This window comes from Streptomyces sp. CBMA123 (assembly GCF_014596465.1).
GTDB lineage: Bacteria > Actinomycetota > Actinomycetes > Streptomycetales > Streptomycetaceae > Kitasatospora.
The window spans coordinates 1-25,526 of record NZ_MECK01000027.1 but is presented as its reverse complement, the minus strand read 5'-3'; the positions used below and the strand labels follow the sequence as shown (position 1 = coordinate 25,526).

23 protein-coding genes and 1 pseudogene are annotated in these 25,526 nt (G+C 75.5%); 6 read left to right on the top strand and 18 right to left on the bottom strand.

What is annotated here, in order from left to right; translation table 11 throughout:
- Positions 1–250: 250 nt before the first annotated feature.
- From BG452_RS05400 to paaI, 3 genes are all read left to right on the top strand, one after another.
- On the top strand, positions 251–967 hold the full coding sequence (locus BG452_RS05400; protein ID WP_188303007.1) for a response regulator: 717 nt from the start codon (positions 251–253) through the stop codon (positions 965–967).
- 78 nt (positions 968–1,045) lie between these two features.
- Positions 1,046–1,366 carry a pyridoxamine 5'-phosphate oxidase family protein gene (locus BG452_RS45325; RefSeq protein WP_188303006.1) on the top strand — a complete coding sequence of 107 codons (321 nt, stop codon included), beginning with the start codon at positions 1,046–1,048 and terminating at the stop codon, positions 1,364–1,366.
- A 576-nt stretch (positions 1,367–1,942) separates the two neighbouring features.
- On the top strand, positions 1,943–2,356 hold the full coding sequence (gene paaI / locus BG452_RS05390) for a hydroxyphenylacetyl-CoA thioesterase PaaI (RefSeq protein WP_188303005.1): 414 nt from the start codon (positions 1,943–1,945) through the stop codon (positions 2,354–2,356).
- Positions 2,357–2,377: 21 nt separating this feature from the next.
- Here paaI and BG452_RS05385 read toward each other — a convergent pair whose 3' ends face one another.
- The 12 genes from BG452_RS05385 to BG452_RS05330 form a co-directional block, all read right to left on the bottom strand.
- Positions 2,378–3,637, bottom strand: a complete 1,260-nt coding sequence (locus BG452_RS05385) for a phenylacetate--CoA ligase family protein (RefSeq protein ID WP_188303004.1) — start codon at positions 3,635–3,637, stop codon at positions 2,378–2,380.
- Positions 3,638–3,691: 54 nt separating this feature from the next.
- Positions 3,692–4,576, bottom strand: a complete 885-nt coding sequence (locus tag BG452_RS05380; RefSeq protein WP_188303003.1) for an SDR family NAD(P)-dependent oxidoreductase — start codon at positions 4,574–4,576, stop codon at positions 3,692–3,694.
- Positions 4,573–5,856 (bottom strand): MFS transporter, encoded by a 1,284-nt coding sequence (locus BG452_RS05375; protein ID WP_188303002.1) that lies wholly within the window; start codon positions 5,854–5,856, stop codon positions 4,573–4,575. The genes BG452_RS05380 and BG452_RS05375 overlap by 4 nt, the downstream gene beginning before the upstream one ends.
- Entirely contained in the window at positions 5,853–7,079 is a 1,227-nt protein-coding gene (locus BG452_RS05370) for an AMP-binding protein (RefSeq protein ID WP_188303001.1), read from the bottom strand. The genes BG452_RS05375 and BG452_RS05370 overlap by 4 nt, the downstream gene beginning before the upstream one ends.
- On the bottom strand, positions 7,076–8,134 hold the full coding sequence (locus BG452_RS05365) for a RimK family alpha-L-glutamate ligase (protein ID WP_188303000.1): 1,059 nt from the start codon (positions 8,132–8,134) through the stop codon (positions 7,076–7,078). Before BG452_RS05365 ends, BG452_RS05370 begins: the two co-directional genes overlap by 4 nt.
- Positions 8,131–9,561 carry a KamA family radical SAM protein gene (locus tag BG452_RS05360; protein WP_188302999.1) on the bottom strand — a complete coding sequence of 477 codons (1,431 nt, stop codon included), beginning with the start codon at positions 9,559–9,561 and terminating at the stop codon, positions 8,131–8,133. Before BG452_RS05360 ends, BG452_RS05365 begins: the two co-directional genes overlap by 4 nt.
- A gap of 6 nt (positions 9,562–9,567) precedes the next feature.
- Complete coding sequence (locus tag BG452_RS05355) at positions 9,568–11,277, bottom strand: class I adenylate-forming enzyme family protein (RefSeq protein WP_188302998.1); 1,710 nt, start codon at positions 11,275–11,277, stop codon at positions 9,568–9,570.
- 111 nt (positions 11,278–11,388) lie between these two features.
- Entirely contained in the window at positions 11,389–12,828 is a 1,440-nt protein-coding gene (locus tag BG452_RS05350; RefSeq protein ID WP_188302997.1) for a flavin monoamine oxidase family protein, read from the bottom strand.
- Positions 12,825–13,067, bottom strand: a complete 243-nt coding sequence (locus tag BG452_RS05345) for a phosphopantetheine-binding protein (protein ID WP_188302996.1) — start codon at positions 13,065–13,067, stop codon at positions 12,825–12,827. Before BG452_RS05345 ends, BG452_RS05350 begins: the two co-directional genes overlap by 4 nt.
- A complete protein-coding gene (locus BG452_RS05340) occupies positions 13,064–14,614 on the bottom strand; it encodes an amino acid adenylation domain-containing protein (protein ID WP_188302995.1) in 1,551 nt (516 codons plus the stop codon). The genes BG452_RS05345 and BG452_RS05340 overlap by 4 nt, the downstream gene beginning before the upstream one ends.
- Positions 14,615–14,958: 344 nt before the next feature.
- A complete protein-coding gene (locus tag BG452_RS05335) occupies positions 14,959–16,233 on the bottom strand; it encodes a sodium:proton exchanger (protein WP_188302994.1) in 1,275 nt (424 codons plus the stop codon).
- Positions 16,234–16,405: 172 nt separating this feature from the next.
- Entirely contained in the window at positions 16,406–18,109 is a 1,704-nt protein-coding gene (locus tag BG452_RS05330) for a GAF domain-containing protein (protein WP_188303009.1), read from the bottom strand.
- 384 nt (positions 18,110–18,493) lie between these two features.
- Here BG452_RS05330 and BG452_RS05325 point away from each other — a divergent pair, with 384 nt between their 5' ends.
- Positions 18,494–19,345 (top strand): universal stress protein, encoded by an 852-nt coding sequence (locus tag BG452_RS05325; RefSeq protein WP_188302993.1) that lies wholly within the window; start codon positions 18,494–18,496, stop codon positions 19,343–19,345.
- Between the two features lie 70 nt (positions 19,346–19,415).
- Here the strand turns inward: BG452_RS05325 and BG452_RS05320 are convergent, their stop codons facing one another.
- Positions 19,416–19,955, bottom strand: a complete 540-nt coding sequence (locus tag BG452_RS05320) for a copper chaperone PCu(A)C (RefSeq protein ID WP_188302992.1) — start codon at positions 19,953–19,955, stop codon at positions 19,416–19,418.
- Positions 19,952–22,201, bottom strand: a complete 2,250-nt coding sequence (locus BG452_RS05315) for a heavy metal translocating P-type ATPase (RefSeq protein ID WP_188302991.1) — start codon at positions 22,199–22,201, stop codon at positions 19,952–19,954. Before BG452_RS05315 ends, BG452_RS05320 begins: the two co-directional genes overlap by 4 nt.
- A gap of 12 nt (positions 22,202–22,213) precedes the next feature.
- Here BG452_RS05315 and BG452_RS05310 point away from each other — a divergent pair, with 12 nt between their 5' ends.
- A complete protein-coding gene (locus tag BG452_RS05310; protein WP_188302990.1) occupies positions 22,214–22,654 on the top strand; it encodes a hypothetical protein in 441 nt (146 codons plus the stop codon).
- A 20-nt stretch (positions 22,655–22,674) separates the two neighbouring features.
- Here the strand turns inward: BG452_RS05310 and BG452_RS05305 are convergent, their stop codons facing one another.
- Together BG452_RS05305 and BG452_RS05300 are read right to left on the bottom strand one after the other, a co-directional pair.
- On the bottom strand, positions 22,675–23,076 hold the full coding sequence (locus BG452_RS05305; protein ID WP_188303008.1) for an NTP pyrophosphohydrolase: 402 nt from the start codon (positions 23,074–23,076) through the stop codon (positions 22,675–22,677).
- Between the two features lie 32 nt (positions 23,077–23,108).
- Positions 23,109–23,786: an HD domain-containing protein gene (locus BG452_RS05300; RefSeq protein WP_188302989.1), complete on the bottom strand. Its 678-nt coding sequence runs from the start codon at positions 23,784–23,786 to the stop codon at positions 23,109–23,111.
- Between the two features lie 103 nt (positions 23,787–23,889).
- Here BG452_RS05300 and BG452_RS05295 point away from each other — a divergent pair, with 103 nt between their 5' ends.
- Positions 23,890–24,840 carry a GlxA family transcriptional regulator gene (locus tag BG452_RS05295; protein WP_188302988.1) on the top strand — a complete coding sequence of 317 codons (951 nt, stop codon included), beginning with the start codon at positions 23,890–23,892 and terminating at the stop codon, positions 24,838–24,840.
- A gap of 33 nt (positions 24,841–24,873) precedes the next feature.
- On the opposite strand, the gene BG452_RS05290 is transcribed toward BG452_RS05295, so the two are convergent.
- Positions 24,874–25,284 carry a PPOX class F420-dependent oxidoreductase gene (locus BG452_RS05290; protein WP_188302987.1) on the bottom strand — a complete coding sequence of 137 codons (411 nt, stop codon included), beginning with the start codon at positions 25,282–25,284 and terminating at the stop codon, positions 24,874–24,876.
- Positions 25,285–25,400: 116 nt separating this feature from the next.
- A pseudogene (locus BG452_RS05285) lies at positions 25,401–25,526 on the bottom strand (response regulator); the annotation flags it as partial.

Below are 25,526 nucleotides of genomic sequence, written 5' to 3'. Positions count from 1 at the left end.
GGCGGCGGTCAGCGGGGCGGGCGTGGCGCTGGCGTTCCTGCTGGTGGGCCTGGGCAACGTCCGGCGGCACGACCGCTGAGCGGCGGCTCACCGGGTGCCCGCGCCGCGGGGGACGGCGTCCGGCCAGCGCCGGGGGCGGGGCGGCGGGCGAATGGGGTCGTTGGGCCCTGGGCCGGTGCCGCGCGGCGGGGGATGATGCGGTGGGCCCCGCTGGGAGTGTGCGGGGGTGTGACGAAGGTGGAGCCGCGTGATGGCGACCAAGGCGGAGGGGGCCGGGGCTCCGGCACCGGTCCGGGTGTTCCTGCTGGACGACCACGAGGTGGTGCGCCGCGGGGTGCACGACCTGCTGGACGGCGAGCCGGACCTGGAGGTGGTCGGCGAAGCCGCGACGGCCGAGCAGGCGCTGGCCCGGGTGCCGGCGCTGCGGCCCGACGTGGCGGTGCTGGATGTCCGGCTGGGGGACGGGGACGGGGTGTCGGTCTGCCGTGAACTGCGGTCGCGGATGCCGGACCTGGCCTGTCTGATGCTGACCTCCTTCGATGACGAGGAGGCGCTGTTGGACGCCGTGATGGCGGGCGCCGCCGGGTACGTGCTGAAGCAGATCAGCGGCACCGACCTGGTCGCCGCCGTCCGTACCGTCGCCTCCGGCCGGTCGATGCTGGACCCCGGCGCGGCCACCCGGCTGCTGAACCGGCTGCGCAGCGACGCCGAGCCCGCCCAGCCGGTGACCGCCGGGCCCGGGCTGACGGTGCGTGAGCAGGAGGTGCTGGCGCTGATCGGCGAGGGCCTGACCAACCGGCAGATCGGTGAGCGGCTCTACCTGGCCGAGAAGACGGTGAAGAACCACGTGTCCCGGCTGCTCGCCAAGCTCGGTGTGGAGCGCCGGGTGCAGGCGGCGCTGATCGCCACCGAGTTGCGGCAGCCGGCGGCGGCCCGGTCCTCGTCGCTGCGCTTCGGCCGGGGCTGACGGCCCACCCCGCCCGGGCCCCTCGGCGGGACCATCGGCCCTCGTGAGGGGGCCGGGGCCCGGGTGAGCATCGCTCGCATGAACCGCGATCGCGTCCCGTCCCCCCGGCCCTGCTCCGCCGACCTCGCCGACCTTGAGGACCGGCCCGACCGGCCCGACCGGCCCGGTCACCGCGAACTCGACCGGAAGCGGGCGCTGGAGCTGCTGGGCCGGGCCGAGGTCGGGCGGCTGGTCTACACCGTCGACGCGCTCCCGGCCGTGCTGCCGGTGCCCTTCCGGCTGGTGCCCGGCGGGGTGCTGGTCTCCGCGCCCGTCGGCTCCGAACTGGCCCGGGCGGTGGACGGCGCGGTGATCGCCTTCGAGGCCGACGAGGTGGACGGCCGGGACGGCTCCGGCTGATTCGTCACCGTCCTGGGCCGCGCCCGGGTCCGCCCGGCCACCGCGACCGCCGCGAGCGCCGCCGAGGCGGTCCGGATCCGGATCCGCCCGGAGCTGGTCATCGGCCGCCGCCTGCTGTAGCGGTGGCCCCTCCTCCCGTGCCGGGCGGTCGGGGCCCTTGACGGCGAGGCCGCCGGGACGGGTGCCACCACCGGGACCGGCCGCTGTGTGCCGGACCGCGGCTCGGTCTGCCCGCCGTGGGTCATCAGCTGGAAGGTCACCCTCGACGTCTCCTGGCCGGGCCCCGAACCCGCCGCCGCCCCGGCGTCCGGCGCCGGACGCGCTCGCGGCCGACGGGGTGCGACGGGGTGCGACCGGCCTTGGTCCGCAGGGGTGTTGATCGGCACGTGGTCCTGCGGTGGGTCGGTTCCCGCTGTCACGGACCAGCCTGCGCGCGCTCACCCGCGGGACACCGACGGAGCGCTGACAGCACCGGCAGCCCACCGGCGGGCTGCTGACCGTGCATCAGCCGGTGACCGGAGGCGGCCCGTCCCCTACGCTGGCCCGGACACCGCCGACGGAGGGACCAGCGACGCCATGTTCGACCCCGTGATCGCCGCGCTGTACGAGCGGGACGAGACCAGCCGTTCGCTGGGCATCACCCTGGAGGAGGCGTCCACCGGGCGCGCGGTGATGCGGATGACGGTGGCCGCGACGATGGTGAACGGCCACGGCACGGCGCACGGCGGGTTCCTCTTCCTGCTGGCCGACGCCGCGTTCTCGTACGCCTGCAACAGCCACGGCCCGGTGGCCGTCGCCCAGGCGGCGCAGGTGGCCTTCCTGGCCCCGGCGGCGGTCGGGGACGAGTTGGTCGCCGAGGCGGTGGAGCGCTCGCGGGCCGGGCGCAGCGGGATCTACGACGTGACGGTGCGCCGGGCGGCGGACGGCGGGGTGATCGCCGAGTTCCGGGGGCAGAGCGTGGTGATCGGGGTCCGGCCGCAGGGCGGTTGAGCGGCCGGCCCGCTGCGTGGGCTACTCCCGGGGGCGCTCGTCCAGGACCTGCTGGAGCTTTCCGGTCCGCGGGTTGGTGACCAGCTCCGAGCGCGGCACCCATTCCACCGTGAGGTCGTGGATGCTGCCGAGGGCGGCCTCCGCCGGGTAGAGCGGCAGCGCCGCGTGGACGGCGGCGACGAGCCGGCCGGCCAGGTCGGCGGGCGGCGGCGGTCCGAGGTGGCCGAGCCGCAGGATGACGCCGTCCCGGCCGTCCCAGCGCCGTTGCACCAGCTGCATCCCGGCGATGTGGCGGCCGGGGTCGGCGGCGAGCAGGACGGCGCGGATCTCCTCGGTGGGCAGGGTGACGGTGCCGACCCGGGCGCCCTCGGTGGAGCGGCCGAGCAGCCGGAAGCGGCGGCACTCGCCGTCGACCCACTCGGCGCGGTCGCCGGTGGGGTAGCGCAGGATCGGCATCAGGGTGCGGAACAGGTTGGTGACCACGACCCGGCCGGGCGTGCCGGGGGCGGTGACGGCCTCGCCGGTGACCTCGTCGAGCAGTTCCACCACGGTGCGCTCGGCGAAGGCCTCGTGGATCCGGACGTCGTCGCCGGGGACGGGCGCGCCGACCAGCCCGGCGTCGTTGGAGGCGTAGCCGACGGAGGCGACGGCCGCCCCGGGGAAGGCCCGGGAGAGCAGCGGGCGCAGGTCGGCGAAGAGCAGGTCGCCGCCGAACAGCAGCAGTTCCACGCCGTCGGCGCGCTCGCCGCGGGAGAGCAGGCACTCGGCGACGGCGCTGAGCTTCATCGGCTCGCCGGCCAGCACCTGCACGCCGAACCCGGCGATCAGGTCGGCGATGTAGCCGTCCGGGGCGGCGCCGCCGACGCCGAGGCGGACGTTGTCCACCGGGGCGTGGTGCAGGGCGTTCTCGATGTAGAGGAAGCCGCCGTAGAGTTCGCCGGCGGTGAAGAGGTTGGCGACCCGGTGTCCGGGTCGCAGGCCGGCCCGGACGAGACCGGCGCCGAAGGCGGTGACCGAGTCGGCGTGCTCGGTGCGGGTCCACGGCGAGAACTTGGGGACGCCGGTGGTGCCGCCGGTCTTGTAGACCCCGGCGTCGGTGAGCGGGCCGGTCAGCACCCGGTTGTCGGGCCAGGTGTTGGCCGTCCAGAACGCGGTCTGGTCGATCACCGGCAGCTGGTCGAGCCGGTCGGCGCCCTCGGGCAGGTCGCGGTAGTGGTCGGCGTAGAAGGGCGAGTGGGCGCGGGCGAAGCGGATCAGCTCGGCCAGGGGCTTGGCGGGCACGGCGGGCTCCGGGGGTCGGGGGTCGGCGGGGTCCGGGTCGGTGGGGTGGGTGGATCAGGAGGAGGGCCGGCCGAGCCAGCCGCGGGCGAGGGACTGGACGGCGGAGCCGTCGGGGTCGGCGAGTTTGGCGGCCAGGTAGTCGGCGGCCCAGGCGTTGGCGGGCACCCGGAACGGCGGACGGCGGGCGCGCAGGGTGCGCAGCACCACCTCGGCGACCTCCCGGGCCGGCTGGCCGGCCGACTCGAAGCCCTGGCCGCCGAGCTGGGCGAGGTAGCCGGCGAAGGTGGGCGCGTACGGGCCGGAGGCGGCCTGGAGGGTGGTGCGGTCGATGTCGGGGAAGACGCCGAACTCGGTGTCGGGGACGAAGCCCGGAACCACCACCGACACCCGGACGCCGTGCGCCGCGGCCACCGGGGCGAGCGCCTCCAGGAAGCCCTCGACGGCGAACTTGGCGGCGCAGTAGGCCTCGTTGAAGGGCTGGCCGACCACGCCGTGCACGCTGCCGACGGTGACCAGCCGGCCGCCCGCGGCGCGCAGCAGCGGCAGGGCGGCCCGGCTGACGGTGGCGACGCCGAAGAAGTTGACGTCCAGGTTGGCGCGCAGTGCCGCGTCGGTGGACATCTCCAGGGTGGGGTCGGAGTTGGAGACGCCGGCGTTGTTGACGACGGCGTCGAGCCGGCCGTACCGCCGGTGCACGGCGGCCAGGCAGTCGGTGACCGATCCGGGGTCGGTGACGTCCAGTCGGCGGACGTCCAGGGTGACTCCGGCGGCCTCGGCGGCGGCGCGCAGGGCCTCGGCCCGGGCGGGTGCGCGCAGGGTCGCGACGGTGGTGTAGCCGGCCCGGGCCGCGGCGACGGCGGTGGCCAGGCCGATGCCGGAGGAGGTGCCGGTGATCAGCAGCACCTGGCCGGCAGGGTCCTCGGGCTGCGGCTCGGTCACGCGGCGCCCTCCCCGGGGGCCGCCTTGGCGCGCTCGGCCGCGTCCAGCAGCGGCTGGAGGCCGAGGGCGGGGACGAAGGAGCAGGCCGCCAGCAGGGTGCCGCCGGCCATGGTGGACCGGGCGGCGTCCAGGACGCCGAGCGGTCCGGTGAGCAGGGTGACGGCCAGGCCGCCGATCAGCGCGGCCAGCGGGATCACCCCCCAGGTGACGGTGCGGAAGGCGGCGTGCATCACGCCCTGGTTGCGCGCGGACATCCGGGACTGCCGGGCGGGGGCGCTGCACACGTTGATGCAGGACATGAAGAAGCCGTAGCAGCCCATGGTCACGGCGATCACCGGGCCGGCCGGCAGCGCGGGCGCGGCGAGCACGCCGAGGCCGACCAGGCAGTGCAGCAGCAGCGACCAGGCCATCGTCCGGCCGAGGCCGAACCGCCGGGAGAGCCGGGGCGCGACCACGGCCCCGAGCAGCGCGCCGAGCGCCGCGACGGACATGGCCGCGCCGAAGACGCCGACCCGCACGCCCAGGCCGCGGTAGGCCAGGACGGGCAGCACGGTGACGAACACCGGTCCGCCGGAGTTGAGGATCACGGCCGCCAGCACCACCCGGCGCAGCACCGGGTCGGACCAGTTGAGCCGGAAGCCGCGGGTCAGCCGCTTCCGGACGGAGCCCTCCTCGACCGTCCGCTCGCCCCAGGGGCGCATGGCGCGGAAGCAGACCGCCGAGACCAGGTAGCTGGCCGCGTCGACGAGCAGGGCGGCCACGCCGAGCGCGCTGTAGAGGGCGGCGGCGATGGACGGCCCGGCCACCTCGGAGACCGAACCGCTGCCCTCCAGCCGGGAGTAGGCGCGGACCATGCCGTCCTCGGGCACCACGGCGGGGACGGCGACCAGGTAGCCGACGTTGAAGAAGATGGTCGCGCCGCTGATCACGGCCACGCAGCCGAACAGCAGCGGGGTGGAGAGCACGCCGAGCGCGTAGGCGAGCGGGATCGCGGCGACGGCGGCCAGCCGGACCAGGTCGCAGACGAGCATGGTGCGGCGCTTGTCCCAGCGGTCGACCAGCACTCCGGCGATCGGGCCGAGCAGCGGGATGCCGAGGTACTGGGCCATCGCCACCACGCCGACCTGGAGGGCGGAGGCGTGCAGCGCGAAGATCATCAGGGTCGGGACGACGAACACGGTGACCTTGTCGCCGACCAGGCTGACGGTCTGTCCGGCCCAGAAGAGGTCGAAGCCGCGCCCGAGCGGGGCCGGCCGGGCCGGGGCGGTGTCCGCCGTCATGCCTCCTCCCGGAGGACCAGCGCGGCGGTCTTGCCGGTGCGGCCGTTGCTGACCAGCTCCGCCACCGGGCGGACCCGGAAGGAGCCCGGGTCGTGCTGGAAGGCGGTGCCGAGGGTGAGGGTGGCGGTGAACAGTTCGGTGCGCAGCCGCTCGACGTCGGGGGCGGGTGCCGCTCCGGTGGGCACCACCAGGACCTCCACGCCGGTCGCCCGGCCGGCCCGTTCGGTGAGCACCACCTGGGCCCGGGCCACGCCCGGGGTGCGCTCCGCCCGGGCGATCAGCTCGTCCACGTCCAGCCCCAGGCCGCGCACCTGCACGACGCTGTCGCGCCGGCCCAGCACCCGCATGGCCGGCTCCGGGCGGCCGCACCGGCAGGTGGTCAACTCGCCCGCGTCGCCGGTGCGGTAGCGCAGCACCGGGTTGAGCATCTCGGGGTCGAGGGTGGTGAAGTCCAGCAGGCCGTCGGCGTCGGTGTGCACCAACTGGTGCGGCAGCGGGTGGAAGACGTCCGCCGGGCAGTCGGGGGTGTTGGTGCCCACCACCCAGGTCTCGGTGCTGCCGAACATGCCCCACCGCCGGGCCTGCGGGGCGACGGCGGCCAGGTCGGCCGCCAGCTGCGGCTGCCAGGCCTCGCCGAGCCACAACACCTTGCGCAGTGCGGGGAGTCGGACCCCGGCGGCGCGGGCCTGGGAGAACCACAGCCGCAGCACGCTGGGGGTGCCGCCGATGGCCGTCACCCGGCGGGCGGCCAGGAACTCCAGCCAGCCGCCGTACTCGTCCCCGGCGACGGAGCCGAGGGCGATGATCCGGCAGCCGGAGAGGTCGGCGAGCGCGGCGGCGAGGAAGTGCGCGCCCCACATCCGGCCGGCGCCCCAGGCGTTGACGAAGACGTCGGCGCGGTCGAGCGGCTGCCAGTGGGCGTGCACACCGGCCATGTAGAAGCCGGTGGGGGCGTAGCCGACCTTCGGGGCGCCGGTGGAGCCGCCGCTCTGGAACAGCCAGGTGGCGGACTGCTCGGCGGCCGGCTCCAGGTGGGCGAGGGCGGTGTTGAGGTCGTCCTTGGCCAGCGGGGGGAGTTCGGCGAGCCGCTCCAGGCTGTCGGCGTCCAGGTGCGCCGGGTAGCGCGGGGCCAGTGCGGGGACGCTCCGCAGCCGCTCCAGGGTGCGCCGGGCCACGTGCAGCCGGGGCCCGGCGGCCTCGGGGGCGAGCGAGAAGGCGGTCATCGGGGTCCGTCCGGTGCTGGGGGGAGGGTGAGCGGGCGGGCGCCGTCGGCGAGCCAGGTGGCGTGGCCGTCCCGGTAGGCGGCGAACCGGGCCCGGGTGACGTCCCGTTGCAGGGTGCGGTCCGGGTCGGTGTAGTCCGGGGCGATCACGCCGTCCGGTTCCAGTTCGGAGAACCAGTAGCGCTCGCCGTCGTACAGGAAGTCGACGCAGAAGAACGGGATCGGCAGCCGTTCGGCGAACCAGGCGGTGGCGGCGGCGAGTTCGGGCGGCACCGGGGGGAACTCCATGGCCCCGCCGCGGCTGGCGTTGGCGACCGGGGAGCCGGGCTCGGGGGTGCGCTTCATCACCGCGTAGGGGCGGCCGTCGACCACGTACACCCGGTAGTCGATGGTGCCGTCGCCCAGGTACGGCTGGATCACCAGGGTGGTGTCGCCGCCCTGGGCGAGGCTGGCCAGGCCCCGGACGTCCTCGGGGCCGTGGGCCAGGTTGATCCCGCCGCCGCCGCACCAGCCGGCGGGTTTGACGATGGCCGGGTAGGTCATCGCCCCGAGCGCGACCTCGTAGCCGTACTTGGCGGTGTCCCGCCCGGTGCCGATCCGTACGGTCGGGATGGTCGGCACCGGGGAGCCGGCCAGGAACAGCAGGGTGGCCAGCTTGTCGTTGCCGATCAGCGACACCTGGGGCGGGAACGGCAGGTAGAAGCCGGCCTGTTCGAGCACCGCGTAGAGGGAGTACTGGTTGAAGACGTCCATCGACTGGTACGGCAGCGAGTAGAGCGCGGTGATGAACAGGGTGTCCTCGGGGGTCACCGGCTCGTCGTCCACGTACACCCGGGGGCGGCCGGGGCCGGTGGCGTCCACGCTGACGGCGTCCGGGGCGTGCCGGCTCCAGCGCAGGCCGAGGCCGGCGGCGCTCTCGGCGTAGAGGTCCCAGAAGAAGCCGTGCCACATCTCGGCCATCCGGGAGGACTCCCGGTCGGGGAAGATCCAGCACATCCGGCGCAGCGGGCCGGCCGGGTCGCCGGGTCGGGGGCGCTCGGCGGCGCGGGTGTTCATCGGGCTCCTCGGGGTGCGGGGGCGGCGGACGATCCGGCCCACCAGCGGCGGCCGGCCTCGGGGAGGGTGTCCACCGGGTCGTAGTAGGGGTGGCGCCGTTCGAGCGCGGCCTCGTCGGCCGTTCCGCCCTCCAGGCTGGTGCGGTAGTTCTTGGTCCAGTACGAGATGCCGCGCTCGCGGTCGTACGCCACGGCCTGGTGCACCCAGCGCTTGCCGACGCGCGGGACGTCGCAGACCAGGCGGGGCGTGGCGTAGCCGGGCAGGTAGCCCATGATCGCCTCCTGGAGGTGTTGCGCCCGGTGCAGCGGGGTGCGCCAGTGCTCGGCGCCCGGGACGAGGTCGCAGAGGTAGAAGTAGTACGGCAGGACGTTGGCCTCGCCCTGGAGGGCGAAGCAGAGGTCCAGCAGGTCCTCCGGGGTGTCGTTGACGCCGCGCATCAGCACGCCCTGGTTGCGGACGTCCCGTACGCCCGCGTCCAGCAGCGCCCGGGCCGCCTCGGCGACCAGCGGGGTGACGGAGCGGACGTGGTTGGCGTGGGTGTGGACGGCGAGGTTGACGGCCCGGCGGGCGGCGACGGCGGCGACCCTCGCCACCCCCTCCAGCACCCGGGGCTGCAGCCAGTGCTGGGGCAGGCCCACCACGGCCTTGCTGGCCAGCCGGATGTCGCGGACCGAGCCGAGGTCCAGCAGCCGCAGCAGGAAGGACTCCAGGCGCGGCCAGGGCACGTTGGCGAGGTCGCCGCCGGAGACCACCACGTCGCGCACCGAGGGGGTGCGCTTGAGGTAGTCGAGCATCTGCTCCTGCCGGTCGGCGGGGCGCAGCAGCAGCCGGGTCTTGGCGACCTGCGGGGTGGAGGTGCCGACCAGGTCCATCCGGGTGCACTGCCCGCAGTACTGGGGGCAGGTGGCGGTCAGTTCGGCGAGCACCTTGGTGGGGTAGCGGTGGGTCAGGCCCTCGACGGCCCACATGTCCGCCTCGTGCAGGGAGTCCCGTTCGGCCAGCGGGTGGCTGGGCCAGCGCGGGTGGCGGTCCGCCCGTACCGGCAGCATGTAGCGGCGCACCGGGTCGGCCAGGAAGGCCTCGGTGAAGGCCCGCGGTTCGGGCGGGGCGTCGGCCGCCATGGTGTTCAGCACCTGGGGCGGCAGCAGCACCGGCATGGTCGCCAACTCGGCCTGGTCGGCGGCGAGTTCGTCGTAGAAGCGGTCGGTGAGCAGCTCGCCGACGACGGCCCGCAGCCGGCGGGCGTTCTGCACGGAGTGGGCGCGCTGCCACTGGGGGTCGCGCCACTGCGCCGCGGTGACCTGCCGCCAGCCGGGCAGCCGGCGCCAGTCCGGTTCGACCAGTGCCGTCCGTACGTACTGGTACGGCTGGCGGATCGCCGGACGGTCCGCGGGGTGGTCCGCGGGGTGGTCGGCTGGGTGGTCCACGGCGCCCTACCGGCCGGTGAGGAGGCCGGCGTGGCGGGTGCGCAGCTCGCGTTTGAGGACCTTGCCGGTCGGGCCGAGCGGGAAGTCCGCCGGGGTGCGGGCCAGCCGGACGGCGGCGAGGGCGGCCAGTCCGGCGGCGGTCAGCGCCTCGTTGGCGGCGGACCGGACCACCTCCTCGGCGTCGGCCTGCGCCACCTCGGCCTGCAACTGGACGACCGCTATGGGCAGTTGCCCGGCGCCGGAGCCGGCCGGGACGCCGACCACCGCGCAGTCCCGGACGAGGTCCGCGCAGTCGGCCAGCAGCACCTCCTCGATCGGCAGGCTGTAGACCGGGCCGTCGACGGTGTCGATGACGTCCACCGTGCGGTCCAGGTGGTGGAAGCGGCCCTCGGCGTCGCGGCGGGCGACGTCGCCGGTGAGCCAGTAGCCGGCCAGCTCGAAGCTCGCGGTGAGCCGCTCGTCGTTCCAGTAGCCCGGGGTCAGCGAGGGGGAGTCGACGGCCAGCAACCCGACGGTGCCGTCCGGGACTTCGACGCCGTCGTGGTCCAGCACGGCGGCCCGGCGCACCACCTCCAGCGGCTTGCCGACGCAGCGGTCGTCACGCTCGCTCTCCGGGGTGGTGACCTGGCCGAACAGGGCCATGCCCATCTCCGAGGAGCCCAGTCCGTCGACGAACTGCGAGCCGGGCAGGGCGGGTTGCCCGGCCTGCTGCGGCGGCAGCAGCCAGGGGCGGATCAGTCCGGCGGGCCGCTCGCCGAGGGTGACCAGCCGGCGGATGTGCCCGTGGTGGGCGCTGTCGCCGGTGTTGAACCAGGAGTGCACCCGGGCCGCGCCGCGCACCGGCAGCTCGCCGGTGGCCAGTTCGACGAAGGTCCGGGGGAAGGAGGCGACCATGGTCGGCTGGAATGCCTCCATCACCGGTTCCACCACGGCGCGCCGCCAGTCGGCCATCACCACGGTCGGCAGCCCGAGCAGCACGGCGGTGAGGAAGTAGCTGAGGCCGCCGGCGTGGGTGTGCGGCATCAGCGACATCAGCCGGTCGTACGGCTCGGCGGGGAAGCGGGTCATCCGGGGCTGCTTGCCGTCCCAGAAGCCTCGGTGCGCCAGCATGGTCGACTTGGGGGTGCCGGTGGTGCCGGAGGAGTGGATCAGCGCCACCACGTCGTCGTCGGCGTGCCGGTACGGGTGGCCGGCGGGCAGGTCGACGGCGGCGGCGTCGAAGGCCCGCACCTCGGCGGCCAGGGCGAGGAAGCGCGGGCGCCGCTGCGGGTCCTGGCGGTAGGCGGCGGCGAGCCGGGTGGTGTCGTCGGCGACCACGCCGACCACGCCGACGTGGTCCAGGTAGCGCACCAGCACGTCGTGCCGCATCGCGTCGTTGACCAGCGCGGGGACGGCGCCGAGCGAGGTGAGCGCGAGGAAGTGCAGCAGCGGCTCCAGGCCCTCGCCGACCACCACGGCGACCGGCTCGCCGGGGCGCACCCCGTTGGCGTGGTACCAGGCGGCGTAGCGGTCGCGCAGGGCGACCAGGTCGAGCAGGCTGTGGCCGCGCAGCACGACCTCGCCGCGGTGGTCGGTGCGGTGGGTGAAGACGAACGGGACGGACCGGTGGGGGTTCGCCGCGACCGCGTGGTCGAGGAAGTTGCCGGCCCCGAGGGCGGGCTCGGTCATCAGCCGCTCGCGGGCGGCGAGGGGCGTGATGGGGGTCTGGTCGCTCATGGCGGTCTCCGGGCGTGGGGTGCCGGACGCGCGGCCTCGTGGGACGGGCGCCTGGGGGGATGGTGAGGGTGAGGGTGAGGGGGAGGTGGGGCCGGGGGAGGGGACGCGGGCTCAGCCGCGGGCGAGGACCTCGGCGACCACCCGGTGGCCGGAGCGGATCGCGCCCTCCATCAGGCCGAAGAACGCGGTGCTGGTCTCGGTGCCGGCCCAGTGCACCCGCTGGTGCGGCGCGGTCAGCGTCGGGCCGGTCCGGATCCAGTCACCGGGCCCCAGCAGGGCGGCGTAACAGCCCCGGCTGAACGGGTCGTTGACCCAGTCGGTGACGTGGACGCCGAGCGGCTCGGGGAGCATCGGGAACAGCCGCGCGGCCTGCTCGACGGCCTCGGCGCGCTGCCGCTCGGGGGTGAGCGCGCCGAAGCGGTGGGCCTCGGCGCCGGTGACGAAGCCGGTCAGCACGCCGATCCCGTCCGCCGGTGAGCAGGCCCCGGAGGAGCAGGCCCCGGAGGAGTAGCCCCCAGGCGAGTCGTCCCCGGATGAGCCGCTCCCGGGTGAGCCGCTCCCGGGCGAGTCGTCCACGGTGGAGAGCAGCGGCCCCCGGGCGTTGACCGACCAGCCGGAGAGGCCGTGCTCGCGCCAGAGCGGGGACGGGTAGACCAGGTGGACCTTGATCGCGCAGCCGCGCGTGGTGCGCTCCCCGGCCCGGGGCGCGGGCAGCGGGGGCTGGTAGGCGATCGTGTCGGCGAGCAGGGGTGGCAGCGCCAGCACCGCGATGTCCGCCCGGTAGGCGCCCCGGTCGGTGTGCACCGTCACCGCCCGGTCGTCCTGGTGGACGGCCCGGACCGCCTCGCCCAGCCGGACCCGGGCGCCCAGCGGTTCGGCCAGCCGCTGGCACAGCTGGTGGGCGCCGCCGTCGATCCGGTCCTGCTGGGCGCCGCCGGCGAAGGCGTTGAGGTAGCGCAGGCCGCCGCCGGAGCGCAGGTAGAAGGCGAGGTGCAGGACGGAGAGGTCGGCCGGGTCGGCGGCGCACATCTCGCCGAGGAAGAGCGGGAGGAAGAGCCGGGCGTCCGGGTGGGTGAGGTGCCGCTCGGCCCACTCGGCGACGGTCAGGGCGTCCAGCCGTTCGGCGTCCGGGGTGAGCCAGGGGGCCTCCGGCCGTACCGTGTCGGTGAGTTCGGCCAGTCGCTCGAAGAGGTCGCCGAGGGCGACGGCGTCGAGCGGGGGGAACCGGCCGTCCCGGGTGGCGGGTTCGGCGGAGCCGTCGTGCCGGGTGAGGGCGAAGCGGCTGGCGCCGAGCATCGTGGTGGGGGTGGTCTTGAGCCCCAAGTCGGCCGCCAGGGCCAGCAGTTCGGTGTGCCGGTCGCCGAGGTAGGCGGCCCCGGCGTCGACCAGGACGCCGGGGGCGGCCTCGATGCCGTGGGTGCGTCCGCCGACCCGGTCCCGGGCCTCCAGGACGGTGACGGCGTACCCGCGGGCGGCCAGTCCGGTCGCCGCGGTGAGGCCGGCCAGGCCGGCGCCGACCACGACGGTGGTACGTCTGTGGTCCTCGTTCACGCGGCGGCCGCGATGCGCTGGGCGAGGCCGGCCGGGGTGGGTGCGAGCAGGAAGTCGTCGAAGGTCAGCTCGACGCCGTGGGCGCGGGCGACGGCGCTGAGCACCCGGGTGGCGACCAGGGAGTCGCCGCCCAGGTCGAAGAAGTCGGAGTCGGCGGTGACGTCCTCGCGTTCCAGCACGCGCCGGAAGACGGCCACCAGGGTCTGGGTGCCGGCGGGGGAGGTGAGGTCGGTGCTCATGGGGAGGTCTCCTTCGACCTGTCGGGGGAGCCCGCGTAGCGCAGGTGGCAGCCGGTCCGGTCGACCTTGCCGCTCGGGGTGTGCACCAGGGCGGGTACCAGGGTGATCCGGCCCGGCACGAGGTGGCCGGGGACGCGCGCCCGCAGGTGGCGCAGCAGTTCGCGGTCCAGCTCGGCGGAGGCGGCGTACGGGCGGGCCACCACGTACGCGACCAGGGTGGTGCGGCCGGCCGTGGTGACGCCGGTGACGGCGGCGGCGGTGACGTCCGGGTGGCCGGTCAGGTGCGCCTCCACCTCGGCCGGGTCCACCCGGATGCCGCGGACCTTCAACTCGCCGTCCAGACGGCCCTGGTGGGTGAGCAGTCCGTCCGGGTCGCGGCTCATCCGGTCGCCGGTACGGAAGAACCGTTCGCCGTCCAGGGTGGTGAACCGCGCCGCGCCGGCCTCGGGCAGGCCGAGGTAGCCGAGTGCGAGGGACGGGCCGCCGATCAGCAACTCGCCCTGCTCGCCGAGGCGTTCGACGACGTGCGGCAGGGCGCGGCCGATCGGCGCGCGGGCGGTGCCGTCCCAGCTCCGCCCGGGGGCCAGTGGGCCGGCGAGGTCCACGGCATGGGTGATCTGGGTGGTTTCGGTGCAGCCGTAGGTGTTGAGCAGCCGGATCCCCCTGGTCGGCAGCCGGGCCCAGTCGGCCAGTCTGGCGGGCGCGGCGGCCTCTCCGCCGATGACCAGCAGGCGCAGGCAGTGCGGAAGCCGGTCGCCGGAGTCGACCAGGTGGTGGACCAGTTCGTGCCAGAAGGCGGTGGGCAGGTCGAGCACGGTGATCCGCTCGCGTTCGACCAGCCGCAGGAACCGGGGGAAGGAGCCGCTGTGCGCGTCCCGGTCGATGACCAGGGTCGCGCCCGTGGCGAGGGTCGGGAGGATCTCCTCGAAGCAGGTGTCCCAGTTGAGCGAGGCGAACTGGAGCACCCGGTCCTCGGGGGTGAGCCGGAACAGCCCGCCCAGGGCGTGGGCGGTGGCCGAGACGGCCCGGCGGGGTGTCAGGACGGGTTTCGGCTGCCCGGTCGAACCCGACGTGAAGAGAATGTAGGCCGGTTGTTCCGGGCCTGCCCCGGGCGGGTGTGCCGGGGGGCTTCCCGGGGGGTCCCCGGAGTTTTTTGATGGGTCTGGTAACTCCACTAATCGGATGTCGAGTTGGAGGAGGTCGGGGGAGCCCGCGGACACCGCGGTACGGCATCGCGCGGCCGCCGCCATGGCGTGTCGGCGGGCCGCCGGGAATGCCGGATCGATGGGGCAATAGGTGCCCCCGGCGGTCAGCACGCCGAGAAGTGCGACCACCGTTTCCGGTGCGTGGACGGCCGGCACGGCGACCGTGCCGGGATCCGGGCCCAGGCGCGTGGCCAGGGCGTTCACCGCCTCCTGGAGGCGGTGGTAGGTGAGGGCGCGTCCGTTGTGGACGATCGCCGGACGAAGGGGATTTCGACGTGCGATATCACTGAACACGTCAAGTAGGTCGGGGGCGACCTGGAGGGAACCGTGATTATTTGACATGCCCGCCCCAAATGCGCTGAGAACTGCTCATCCGTGCTCGGCGAACGGCGACTCTACCTTCGAACATGCGTGGCGACAATGGATGTTGAGGGTGTTCTTCCAAGGCTCCGTGGCGGAACTGTGAACCACTCCCGGTCGGTCCCTTCGTTCGGGTAGGGACGATGCCGACAAGCGGGTCTGACGGGCTGCCATCTTCACAGCGGGCCCCGGGTTCCGGCGGATCCGCGCGCACCACTTGCCCCGCCGCCCGCCGTTCGCTTGACTACCACTCGGAACGGAGCGGGGCGATGCTCGCTTCCTGCGCTCGCCGGCGCGGCCGTCAGGGGTCGGTGCGGTCAGTGCGGTCAGTGCGGATCGCCCGCGATCCGGCCCGCCAAGGCCCGTACGGTGGGCGGCAGTTCACGCAGGCGCAGAGCCAGCAGCGGAAGCGCCAGGCCGAGGTACACCCAGCTGAGCACCAGCCGGGAGGACTCGCCGGGCAGCGCGAACTGGGCGGCGAACAGCACCAGCAGCAGGGCGGCCTTCCAAGGGAGGAAGCGGAGGTCGAGGAGGAGGACGACGGCGAGGACGGTCTGGGCGGCGGTCAGCAGCACCTCGTCCACCTGGCGTTCCACCAGGGGGAGCGAGGCGGGGCCGCCACCCAGCAGGTGGGCGAGCGGCAGGCAGCCGATCAGCAGCGTCCACTGGTTGACCTTGCTGGAGAGCAGTGCGCCCAGGCCGTCGTCGCCGCGCAGCCGCCAGGCGAAGACCACCGCGACGATCAGCTCGGGCGCCTCGGAGGCCAGCGGGGCCAGCCACTGCACCAGCAGGAAGCGGTCGATGCCGAGCGAGGAGCCGGCGTCGACCAGCGAGGTGGCGAACGGCTCGGCGCAGGCGAAGACCACGGCGGCGGCCGCGGTGAACACCAGGACGGTGACGGCCTGGCGGCGCCGGGCCGGAAGCAGCGCCAACCGGGCCGGGACGCCGACGAGTTCCTCCTCGTCGGTCTCGCTGCAGCGGCTGATCCGGAACAGGTAGTAGGCGTACCAGGCGATCAGCACCACCGAGAGTACCCAGGAGATCCGCCGGGTCGCCGGCATCACGAACGCCACCAGGGCGGCGGCGCCCAGGAACGCGGTGTCGATCCGGCGGTGCTCGCGCAGCACGATCCCCGGGGCGATCCCCCGGCGGCGGGCGGCGAAGTACGCGGCCAGCGCGACCAGCGGCCAGCCGACGCCGACCAGCAGCCGGTTGGCGCCGGTCATGTTGGCGGCCGCGTAGGCGGCGTACTCGGGGCGGGTGCCGGCCGTGTAGGCGAACCAGAGGTCGACGGCGTACTCGGGCAGCACCGCGATGAAGGCCAGCAGCGCGAGCGCCAGCGGTCCGGAGATGTCCGCCCGGGCGGTCTCCGCCGCCCACATCAGCAGCAGCGCCGCCGACAGCACCCCGAGGCCGAACAGCAGCATCCCCGGCACCGGTGCGGGGTGGATCCCGGCCAGCCGCAGCACCACGGCGGGCAGCGCACCGGCAGCGGCGACCGCGATCCGCAGCGCCGTCACCGCCCCGCCGGGCGGCGGCGCGGACGGGACCTCGGCGGTGCCCGGGGGCGGGGCTGCGGTCGCGGGTGACTCGTGGGCCATCGGCCGTCCTCGTGCTCGTCAGCTCGTCAGCTCGTCCGCTCGTCGCCCGGCCGGGCAGGAGCGGGAGGGGGAACGCGAGCAGGCTAGGGGCGGCCCGAGCCGGCGCCGGGAGCACGGCGCGGCGGCGGTGGCGGAGTTCCCCCGTACGGCGGCGGGAGTCGTCGGACGGCCGCTACGAGCCGAGCGGGGCCTCCCACACCAGCCGGGTGCCACCGCCCTCGCCGTCCGCCGGGCCGTGGGTGAAGGCTCCGCCCACCCGTTCGGCGCGCTCGGCCAGGTTGCGCAGCCCGCTGCGCCGGCCGCCCTCCGGGATGCCCACCCCGTCGTCCGCGACGGTGAGCACCACCCGCCCGGCCAGGGCGCGCAGGGTGACCTCGACCCGGGTGGCCCGGGCGTGCCGGGTGGCGTTGCTGAGCGCCTCCGCCAGGACGGCGACCACGTGGGCGGCCAGCTCCTGCGGGACGTCGGTGTCCAGCAGGCCCTCCATGCTCAGCCGGGGAGCGAAGCCGAGCGGGCCCTGGGCCTCGGTGACGGCCCGGGTGGCGCGGGCGCGCAGCCCGCGGTCGGGTTCGCTGTGGGCGCGCAGGCCGAAGATGGTCGAGCGGATGATCTTGATGGTCTCGTCCAGGTCCGCCACCGCGCGGGCGACCCGGTCGGCGGCGGCCGGACTCTCGATCAACCGGCCCGCGCTCTGCAGCGTCATCCCGGTGGCGAACAGCCGCTGGATGGCCAGGTCGTGCAAGTCCCGGGCGATCCGGTCGCGGTCCTCCAGCAGGTTCAACTGCTCGGCGTCGCGCCGCCGTTCGGCCAGTTCCAGGGCCAGCGCGGCCTGGTCGGCGAAGCCCAGCAGCGGGCCGGTCTCCTCCGGCCCGAAAGCCGGCTGCCCCTGCGCCCGGGCCAGCAGCAGCACGCCCCGCCCGTACCCGGGGCCGGTGCCCAGCGGCACCGCGACGGCCGGGCCCAGACCGTCGAAGCGGCCCGCCGGGCCGGCCGGGAAGCGGGCGTCGGCGGCCAGTTCGTCACTGGTGACCGGCGAACCGGAGGCGTACGCGGCGCCGGAGAGCGTGCCGTCCACCGGCACCGTCACCCCCAGCCGCGCGGCCGGCTCGGCACCGAGCGCGACCTCCACCGCCAGCTCCTCGGCCCGCTCCTCCGGACCGGCCAGCGCCACCGAGACGTCCGCCAGCTCGGCGCCGGCGATCTCCCGGGCCCGGCGGGCGATCAGCTCGACCACCTCCAGGCGCGGCGCGCCCGACAGCAGGCTGCGGGTGATCTCGGTGCTCGCCCGCAGCCAGCGCTGGCGCAGCTGCGCCTCCTCGTACAGTCGGGCGTTGTCGATGGCGACCCCGGCCGCGACCGCCAGGGTGGCGATCACGGCCTCGTCGTCTTCGTCGAAGTCCAGCCCGCCGCGCTTGTCGGTCAGGTAGAGGTTGCCGAACACCTCGCCGTGCACCCGCACCGGCACCCCCAGGAAGGTGTGCATCGGCGGGTGGCCGGGCGGGAAGCCGACCGAGGCCGGGTGGTCGGAGAGCACCGGGCAGCGCAGTGGCTGCGGACGGTGGATCAGCTCGCCGAGGATGCCCCGGCCGGAGGGCGGCGGGCCGATCTCCTCGATCTCTCCGTCCGACAGACCCACCGTCAGGAACTGCGACAGGGTGTGACCGTCGGGCCCGATCACGCCCAGCGCGCCGTAGCGGGCGTCCACCAGGTCGACGGCGGCCTCCACGATCCGGTGCAGCGCCTGGGCGAGGTCCAGCTCCCGGCCGACCGCGAGCACCGCCTCCAGCAGGCTGTGCACCCGGTTCTGCGTCCCGCGCGCCGCGTCGATCCGCCACTGGAGCTCCTCCAGCAGCTCGTCCAGGCGCAGCCGGGGCATCCGCGCGCCGCCGCCCGCCGCACTGCCGTCCGCTCCGCCCACCGCTGTCCTCCTCGTTCGCGCCCGTTCGTGCCCGTTCCCGCTCCGTTCGCGCCCTGACCGCCCCGTTCGTGCCCTGACCGGCCCGCCCGGTGTCGGCCCGGGCCGACACCGGGGGTCGTCCGACCAGCGGGAACGCCGTGTCCCCACGGTAGTGCCCGGGTGTCGGCCGGGTGGAGGCCGGGGTCGCCCGTAATGTTCCGGCGGGGGGCCTTTCGTCCCGTGGGCGGAGGGCTTGCGGCCTCTGGCGGCGGGCCGCCGAAGGGCGACAGGGTGGGAACAGAGCAGCGCGGACGGGGCGTCAGAGCGCACCGGTCCCGGCGCCGAACCAGTGGAGGAACTCACATGACGTCAACCGTGGTGGCCGGGGTCGACGGCTCACCGGAGAGCACCGCCGCCGCCCAGTGGGCCGCCGAGGAGGCGCAGCGCCGCGGGGCCCCGCTGCGCCTGGTGCACGCCTGGCCGTGGCTGACCGACGGCGTGTCCTCCTTCGCCGAATCCGACGACCTGCCCGCCGCCGCCCAGCGCATCCTGACCGAGGCCGCCGACGGCATCCGCGCCCGCCACCCCGAACTGACCGTGGCCACCGACGCGGTGCTGGACGCCCCGGTGGACGGACTGCTGACCGCCGCCGCCGATGCTGGCCTGCTGGTGCTCGGCTCGCGCGGGCGCGGCGGCTTCACCGGGCTGCTGCTCGGCTCGGTCAGCATGGCGGTGGCCGGGCGCAGCGGCGCGCCGGTGGTCGTGGTGCGGGAGACCGGCTCCGCGGGCTCCGGCGAGGTGGTGGTCGGCGTCGACGCCCACGCACCCGAGGAGGAGGTGCTCGCCTTCGCCTTCCGGGAGGCCGCCCTGCGCGGTGCCCCGGTCCGGGCCGTGCACGGCTGGGACCTGCCGCCGCTGTTCGGCTACGCGGGCGGGGCCGTCCCGGCGGGCGAGATCGAGCAGTTGGAGGCCCTGGAGGCGAAGCTGCTGTCGCTCGCCCTGGCCGGACAGCGCGAGCGGCACCCGGCCGTCGAGGTGGTCGAGGACGTCCGGCTGGGCGCCGCGCGCGGCCTGGTGGAGACCTCCGCCGGGGCCGCGCTGGTGGTCGTCGGCCGGCGCCACCGTCCGATCGAGCTCGGCCCCCGGCTCGGCCGGGTCGCCCACGCGGCGCTGCACCACGCCGAGGCGCCGGTGGCGGTCGTCCCGCACGGGTGACGGCCGGTCGGCCGGTCGGCCGGGCGACCAACGGCCCGGCCGCCCGAGCGGGCCGCCCCCGTGCGGGGGTTCAGCGCGGCCGGTCGGCCGCTGACCGGACCTCGGCCGCCAGCCGCAGCGGCGGGCTGTGCCGGAAGGTCAGGGTGAAGGTCACCCGCTGGCCTGGCCGTAGCGGGGGCGGGGCGGCGATCATCAGGTCGGCGTCCTCGGGGGACATCGCCAGTTCGCCCCGGCCGGGGACGGGCAGCGCGGCGGCCGGCTCCCAGCGGCCCGCCGCGCCCTGGTGCAGATGGCGTTTGAGGGTGATGGGACTGCCGAACTCCCAGCTGGCGCCGGTCAGTTCGTCGGGCACGTCGCCCGGGTTGCGGACCGTGAAGAAGGCGGCGGTGGCCGAGGCCGCGCCCGTCGCCGGCAGCAGCACCCAGCCGGCGCCGGCCTCCACCGGGCGGGGGCGGCCGGCGCCGCCGACCGCCGTCCAGCCGGTGAGCAGGACCAGGGCGAGGGCCGCCGCGCCGACCGGCGGGCCGACCACCTTGAGCCGGTCCAGCCGGTTCAGCCGGTTCAGCCGGTTCAGGCGGTTCAGCCGCTTGACGGGTTCCGGGGCCGTCATCGCCGGCCCCCCTTGCGCTGCCCGCGCCCCGGCTCCCAGGTGCGCAGCCGCAGGCTGTTGCCCACCACCAGCAGGGAGCTGAGCGACATCGCGACCGCCGCCAGCATCGGGTTCAGCAGCCCGACGGCCGCCAGCGGGATCAGCACCAGGTTGTAGCCGAAGGCCCACAGCAGATTGGCCCGGATCGTGGCGAGGGTCTGCCGGGCCAGCCGCACGGCGTCCACCACCGCCTCGATCTCGCCGCGCACCAGGGTCAGCCCGGCCGCGCCGATCGCGGCGTCGCTGCCGGAGGCCAACGCCACCCCGAGGTCGGCCGAGGCCAGCGCGACCGCGTCGTTGACGCCGTCGCCGACCACCGCCACCGTCCGTCCGGCGGCCCGCAGTTCGGCCACCACCTCGGCCTTGCGCTCCGGCGAGGCCGAGGCGTGCACCTGCCGGATGCCCAGCTCATCGGCCACGGCCTGGGCCGCGCCCGGGCCGTCACCGGTCAGCAGGACGGTCTCCAGGCCCATCCCGCGCAGCCGGTGGAGCGCTCGCCAGCTGCCGGAGCGCAGCGTGTCGCCGACCTCCAGCACGGCCGCGGCCCGCCCGTCCAGCTCCACCAGTACGGCGGTACGGCCCGCCGCCCCGGCCGCCGCCACCGCTCCGGAGAGCCCCGGGGGCAGCTCGGTGCCGTCCGGGCGGACGGCCCGGACCGTCCGGCCCTCGACGGTGCCGGACACCCCGAGGCCGGTCGCGGCCGCGAAGCCGTCCACCGGCGGCAGGGCCCCGCAGCGCTCCCGGGCGGCGGCCGCGACGGCCCGTCCGATCGGGTGCTCCGAGCGGTGCTCGACCGAGCCCGCCAGCCGCAGCACCTCCTCCTCGGCGCAGCCCTCGGCGACGGTCACCGTCGTCAGCTCCATCCGGCCGGTGGTCAGCGTGCCGGTCTTGTCCACCACCACGGTGTCCACCCGGCGCAGGCTCTCCAGCACCTCCGGACCGCGCACCAGCACGCCCAGCTCGGCGCCCCGGCCGGTCGCCGCCAGCAGCGCCGTCGGGGTGGCCAGGCCCAGCGCGCACGGGCAGGCCACCACCAGCACGGCCACCGCCGCCGTCACCGCCGCCTGCGGGGCCGCGCCCGCGCCCAGCCAGAAGCCCAGCACGCACACCGCGATCGTCAGCACACAGGGCACGAACACCCCGGCCACCGCGTCCGCCAGCCGCTGCGCCCGGGCCTTGCCCGCCTGGGCGTCCGCCACCAGCGCCGTGATCCGGGCCAGCTGGGTGTCCGCGCCGACGGCCGTGGCCCGCACCACCAGCGCGCCGCCGACGTTCACCGTCGCACCCGCCACCCGGTCCCCGGGCCCGACCTCGACCGGCACGCTCTCCCCGGTCAGCAGGCTCAGGTCGAGCGCCGAACCCCCTTCGAGCACCACCCCGTCGGTGGCCACCCGCTCACCCGGCCGCACCACGAACTCCTGCCCCGGCAGCAGGAGTTCGATCGGCATCAGGCGCTCCTCGCCGCCCTCCGCCCGGACGCACACCTGCTTGGCGCCCAGCTCGGCCAGCGCCCGCAGCGCGGAACCGCTGCGCCGGCGCACCCGGCCCTCCAACAGCCGCCCGGCCAGCACGAACAGCGGCACGCCGACCGCCGCCTCCAGGTACACGTGTGCCGCGCCGCCGCCGTCGGCGGTCAGCGAGAACGGCATCCGCATGCCCAACTGCCCGGCCCCGCCCAGGAACAGCGCGTACGCCGACCAGCCGAAGGAGGCCACGACGCCCAGGCTGACCAGGGTGTCCATGGTCGCCGCGGCATGCCGCAGACCCTGCAGGGCCCGGCGGTGGAAGCCCGCCGAGCCCCAGGTCACCACAGGCACGGCCAGCGCGAAGCAGACCCACTGCCAGGCGGTGAACTGCAGCGCCGGCACCATCGACAGGACCAGCACCGGGACGGCCGACAGGGCGGTCAGCAGCAGCCGCCACCGCTCGTCCGGCTCCTCGGCGGCGATCCCGGCCGGCACCCCGGCGGGCGCCGGCTCGGCGGTGTAACCGGCCCGCTCCACCGCCGCGACCAGCTCCTCGACGGACACCCCGGCCGGGTGCAGCACCCGGGCCCGGCCGGTGGCCAGGTTCACCCCGGCCGTCACGCCGTCGATCCGGCCCAGCCGCTTCTCCACCCGGCCCACGCAGGCGGCGCAGGTCATCCCGCCGACCGCCAGGTCGGTGGACACCAGCTCCCCGGCCTCCGCACCCACGGCCGGGCTCATCGCATCCCGCCCATGTCGTGCCCACCCATCCCGGGCGAAGCCCCGCCACCCGGGCCCGGCGTCAGCCCCGGCGCCACCGGCCCCACCTGCCTCCCCACCGCGTACGCCACCACGAACACCACCACCAGCAGCAGGACGAACCCCACCAGCACACTCAACGGCCGGACACCCGGCGACTTCGCACTCACGCCCCACCAGTCGGACGGCCGGAACGGTTGGTTCCCGCCGTCTCCGGATTCCCACGTCCGGCCGCCGGTTCCCGCCGCCTCCGGATTCCCACGTCCGGCCGCCGCCCCGGCCGACTTCGCGGTGCGATGCCCGGCCGACTCCGTCGGCGTCGGCTCGGTGGAGATACCCGCCCGTCCCGGCCGGGACTTCCGGTTCACCGTGCACACCTCGGACCCGTCGATCCACTGGGGCATCAACGCGCTCCAGATCCGCCCTGCCCACTGACCGGATCCCGGACCCCGGGCTCAGCCCCGGACGCTCCGCGGGCCGGTCACGGCCGCGCCCAACGCGCCGACCCGGGCGCGCAGTTCGCGGTCGGCGGTGACCACCACGCAGGCCCGCGCCGGATCCTCGGCGCGGGCCTCGCGGACCAGGTCCACGATCCGGTCGTCCCCGCTGCCGCCCGCCGACACCACCCGGACCTCCGGCAGCCCGGTCACGCCCCGGGCCGCGCCCTCGACCACCAGCACCACGTCCAGCGGCCCGGGACGCTCCGGCAGGCCCTGCGCGGCGACCGCGACCAGCGCGTCCCGCAGGCGTTCGGCGGCCCCGCGCCGGTCCCGCCACCAGCCGTCCGGCACCGAGCCGACCACGTTCGCGCCGTCCACCACCAGCAGGGGCGGCAGCGCGGCCTCGTCATGTTCCATGACCGTCAAGCCTGCCACGGTGAAGGGGGATCTCACTCCGGCCAGTCGGAGCCCCGGATCACCTCGACGAAGTCGCCCCGCTCGAAGCCGGGGACGAAGTGCGCCAGGACGTCGGCCTTCACATTGCCGAAGGTCGTCCCCGGGCGGTTCCTGATGCCCTCGGTGAACGCGGTGAGGATGCGGTTCTTGAAGTCGGGCCGGGGGTGGGCGGCCGTCACGGCGGCGCGTTGCTCCGCGGTGACGGCGTGGTAGCCGAGGCCGAGGACGTCCAGTTCCACGCCCCGGGTGACCAAGGCGATCTCCGGCGCCATGTGCAGCGGGATCTCGGGGGTGGTGTGCAGCGCGATGGCGGTCCAGACCCGCTGGGCGGGCTCCTCGGCGATGCCGTGGGAGGCCAGGAAGCGGCGGGCCTCGTCGGCGCCGTCGATCTCGAACCGCTGATCGGTGCGGGCGAAGCGCCGGGTGAGGCCGAGGTCGTGGAACATCGCTCCCACGTACAGCAGCTCCGGGTCGAACTCCAGGCCCTGTTCGGCCCCGCGCAGCGCCCCGAACAGGAACACCCGCCGCGAATGGTCGAAGAGCAGCGGGGAGGCCGTGTCCCGGACCAGTTCGGTCGCCTCGCGGGCCAGGGCGGTGTCCGGGATCCGCACGCCCGCGACGGTCTCGCTGGTTCCGCTGGTTCCGCCGCTTCCGGTGATTCCGGTGGTCATGACGTCATCTCCTCGGGGAGTCGCTCGGTGGACTCCTCCACCCTCGCCCGGCGGCGTAGGCTGGCACCATGTCCGTTCAGACGCCCACCCCTCGGATCCGGACATGACGCGGCGGGTCGCCTTCCTCGTGTTCGACGGCGTGACCCTGCTCGACGTCAGCGGTCCGATGGAGGTCCTCCACCAGGCCGGCCGGCTCGGCCACCCGTACCCGACCACGCTGGTCTCCCCGCACGGCGGCAACGTCACCGCCGCCAACGGCGTGGTCCTCGCGGCCACCGCCGCACCGGGGGACACCGGGCCGCTGGACACCCTGGTGGTCGCCGGGGCCGACCACCTCGCCACCACGGGGCCCGACGAGCGGCTGCTCGCCGCTGCGGAGCGCCTGGCCGGACGGGCGGAGCGGGTCGCCTCGGTGTGCAGCGGCGCCTTCGTCCTGGCCGCGCTCGGCCTGCTGGACGGCCGCAGCGCCACCACCCACTGGCGCCATGCCCGGGCCCTCGAACTGCGCCACCCCCGGGTCCGGGTCGAACCCGACGCCCTGCACGTGCACGACGGGCGGTACCACACCAGTGCGGGCATCAGCGCGGGCATCGACCTCGCCCTCGCCCTCGTCGAACACGACCACGGCGCCGGAATCTCCCGGGAGATCGCCCGCGAACTCGTGGTCTTCATGCAGCGCCCCGGCGGCCAGTCCCAGTTCTCCACGGCACTGGCCACCCCGCCCACCCGCAGTGCCCTGCTGCGCACCCTCACCGACGCCGTCCTCGCCGACCCCGCCGCCGACCACAGCCTGCCCGCGATGGCCGCCACCGCCGCCGTCAGCACCCGCCACCTGACCCGGCTCTTCCAGGCCGAACTGCGCACCACCCCCGCCCGCTGGGTCGAACGGGTCCGGCTCGACCGCGCCCAGCAGCTCCTCCTCGACGGATACGGCGTCACCGCCGCCGCCCGGCACAGCGGCCTGGGCAGCGACGAGACCCTCCGCCGCGCCTTCGCCCGCCACCTGGGCACCACCCCCACCGAGTACCGCCGCCGGTTCACCAGCACCACCTGACGGCGCGCCGGCGGGCCCGCACCCGGCAGGCCGTCAGTCCGCCAGGGTGATCCGGATGCCGACGGTGCCGCGCTCGCCGCGCCGCAGCCGGCTGCCGAGCAGGGTGAGCACGCCGAGCAGGCCGTACTTCTGGCGGAGCAGGGTGCGGTAGGCGCCGGTGCGCTCGGGGGAGAGGAGTTCGGCGGTGGCCGGGTACTGGTCGCCGGTCGGGTGGCCCTTGACGTCGCAGGGGCCGACCAGGACGTCGGAGCGGTTGCGGATCCGCTTGACCTTCCAGGAGTCCGCGACGGTCCAGATGCCGAGGGCCTCCCCGTCGCGGACCACCCACACCGGGGTCGGTACCGGGGTGCCGTCCTTCTTGTAGGTGGTGACGAGCAGGTAGCTGCCGGAGGAGAGGCTGACGATCCGGGCGAGCCGGTCGGCGGCGGGGTCGGGCGTGGTCATGGCCGGAAGTCTAGGGCGTGGCTGACGGTCCCGCCGGGCGCGAGCCGTCTGACCCGCCCTCGGGGAGGTCCCGGAGGGGCCGCAGGTCAGTGGCCGCGGCGGGGCCGGGTGCCGTGCAGCAGGGCGCGGACGCGGGCGGGGAGCTCGTCGAGTTCGAAGGGCTTGGCGAGGTAGTCGTCGGCGCCGACGTCGAGGCCGGTGACGCGGTCGCCGACGGCGTCGCGGGCGGTGAGCATCAGCAC

Coding starts and splice junctions, on each gene's coding strand:
- BG452_RS05400 (WP_188303007.1), top strand. CDS start 251: ATGGCGACCAAGGCGGAGGGGGCCGGGGCTCCGGCACCGGTCCGGGTG.
- BG452_RS45325 (WP_188303006.1), top strand. CDS start 1,046: ATGAACCGCGATCGCGTCCCGTCCCCCCGGCCCTGCTCCGCCGACCTC.
- paaI (WP_188303005.1), top strand. CDS start 1,943: ATGTTCGACCCCGTGATCGCCGCGCTGTACGAGCGGGACGAGACCAGC.
- BG452_RS05375 (WP_188303002.1), bottom strand. CDS start 5,856: ATGACGGCGGACACCGCCCCGGCCCGGCCGGCCCCGCTCGGGCGCGGC.
- BG452_RS05370 (WP_188303001.1), bottom strand. CDS start 7,079: ATGACCGCCTTCTCGCTCGCCCCCGAGGCCGCCGGGCCCCGGCTGCAC.
- BG452_RS05365 (WP_188303000.1), bottom strand. CDS start 8,134: ATGAACACCCGCGCCGCCGAGCGCCCCCGACCCGGCGACCCGGCCGGC.
- BG452_RS05355 (WP_188302998.1), bottom strand. CDS start 11,277: ATGAGCGACCAGACCCCCATCACGCCCCTCGCCGCCCGCGAGCGGCTG.
- BG452_RS05345 (WP_188302996.1), bottom strand. CDS start 13,067: ATGAGCACCGACCTCACCTCCCCCGCCGGCACCCAGACCCTGGTGGCC.
- BG452_RS05340 (WP_188302995.1), bottom strand. CDS start 14,614: ATGTCAAATAATCACGGTTCCCTCCAGGTCGCCCCCGACCTACTTGAC.
- BG452_RS05335 (WP_188302994.1), bottom strand. CDS start 16,233: ATGGCCCACGAGTCACCCGCGACCGCAGCCCCGCCCCCGGGCACCGCC.
- BG452_RS05330 (WP_188303009.1), bottom strand. CDS start 18,109: ATGCCCCGGCTGCGCCTGGACGAGCTGCTGGAGGAGCTCCAGTGGCGG.
- BG452_RS05325 (WP_188302993.1), top strand. CDS start 18,494: ATGACGTCAACCGTGGTGGCCGGGGTCGACGGCTCACCGGAGAGCACC.
- BG452_RS05320 (WP_188302992.1), bottom strand. CDS start 19,955: ATGACGGCCCCGGAACCCGTCAAGCGGCTGAACCGCCTGAACCGGCTG.
- BG452_RS05315 (WP_188302991.1), bottom strand. CDS start 22,201: ATGAGCCCGGCCGTGGGTGCGGAGGCCGGGGAGCTGGTGTCCACCGAC.
- BG452_RS05310 (WP_188302990.1), top strand. CDS start 22,214: ATGTCGTGCCCACCCATCCCGGGCGAAGCCCCGCCACCCGGGCCCGGC.
- BG452_RS05305 (WP_188303008.1), bottom strand. CDS start 23,076: ATGGAACATGACGAGGCCGCGCTGCCGCCCCTGCTGGTGGTGGACGGC.
- BG452_RS05300 (WP_188302989.1), bottom strand. CDS start 23,786: ATGACCACCGGAATCACCGGAAGCGGCGGAACCAGCGGAACCAGCGAG.
- BG452_RS05295 (WP_188302988.1), top strand. CDS start 23,890: ATGACGCGGCGGGTCGCCTTCCTCGTGTTCGACGGCGTGACCCTGCTC.
- BG452_RS05290 (WP_188302987.1), bottom strand. CDS start 25,284: ATGACCACGCCCGACCCCGCCGCCGACCGGCTCGCCCGGATCGTCAGC.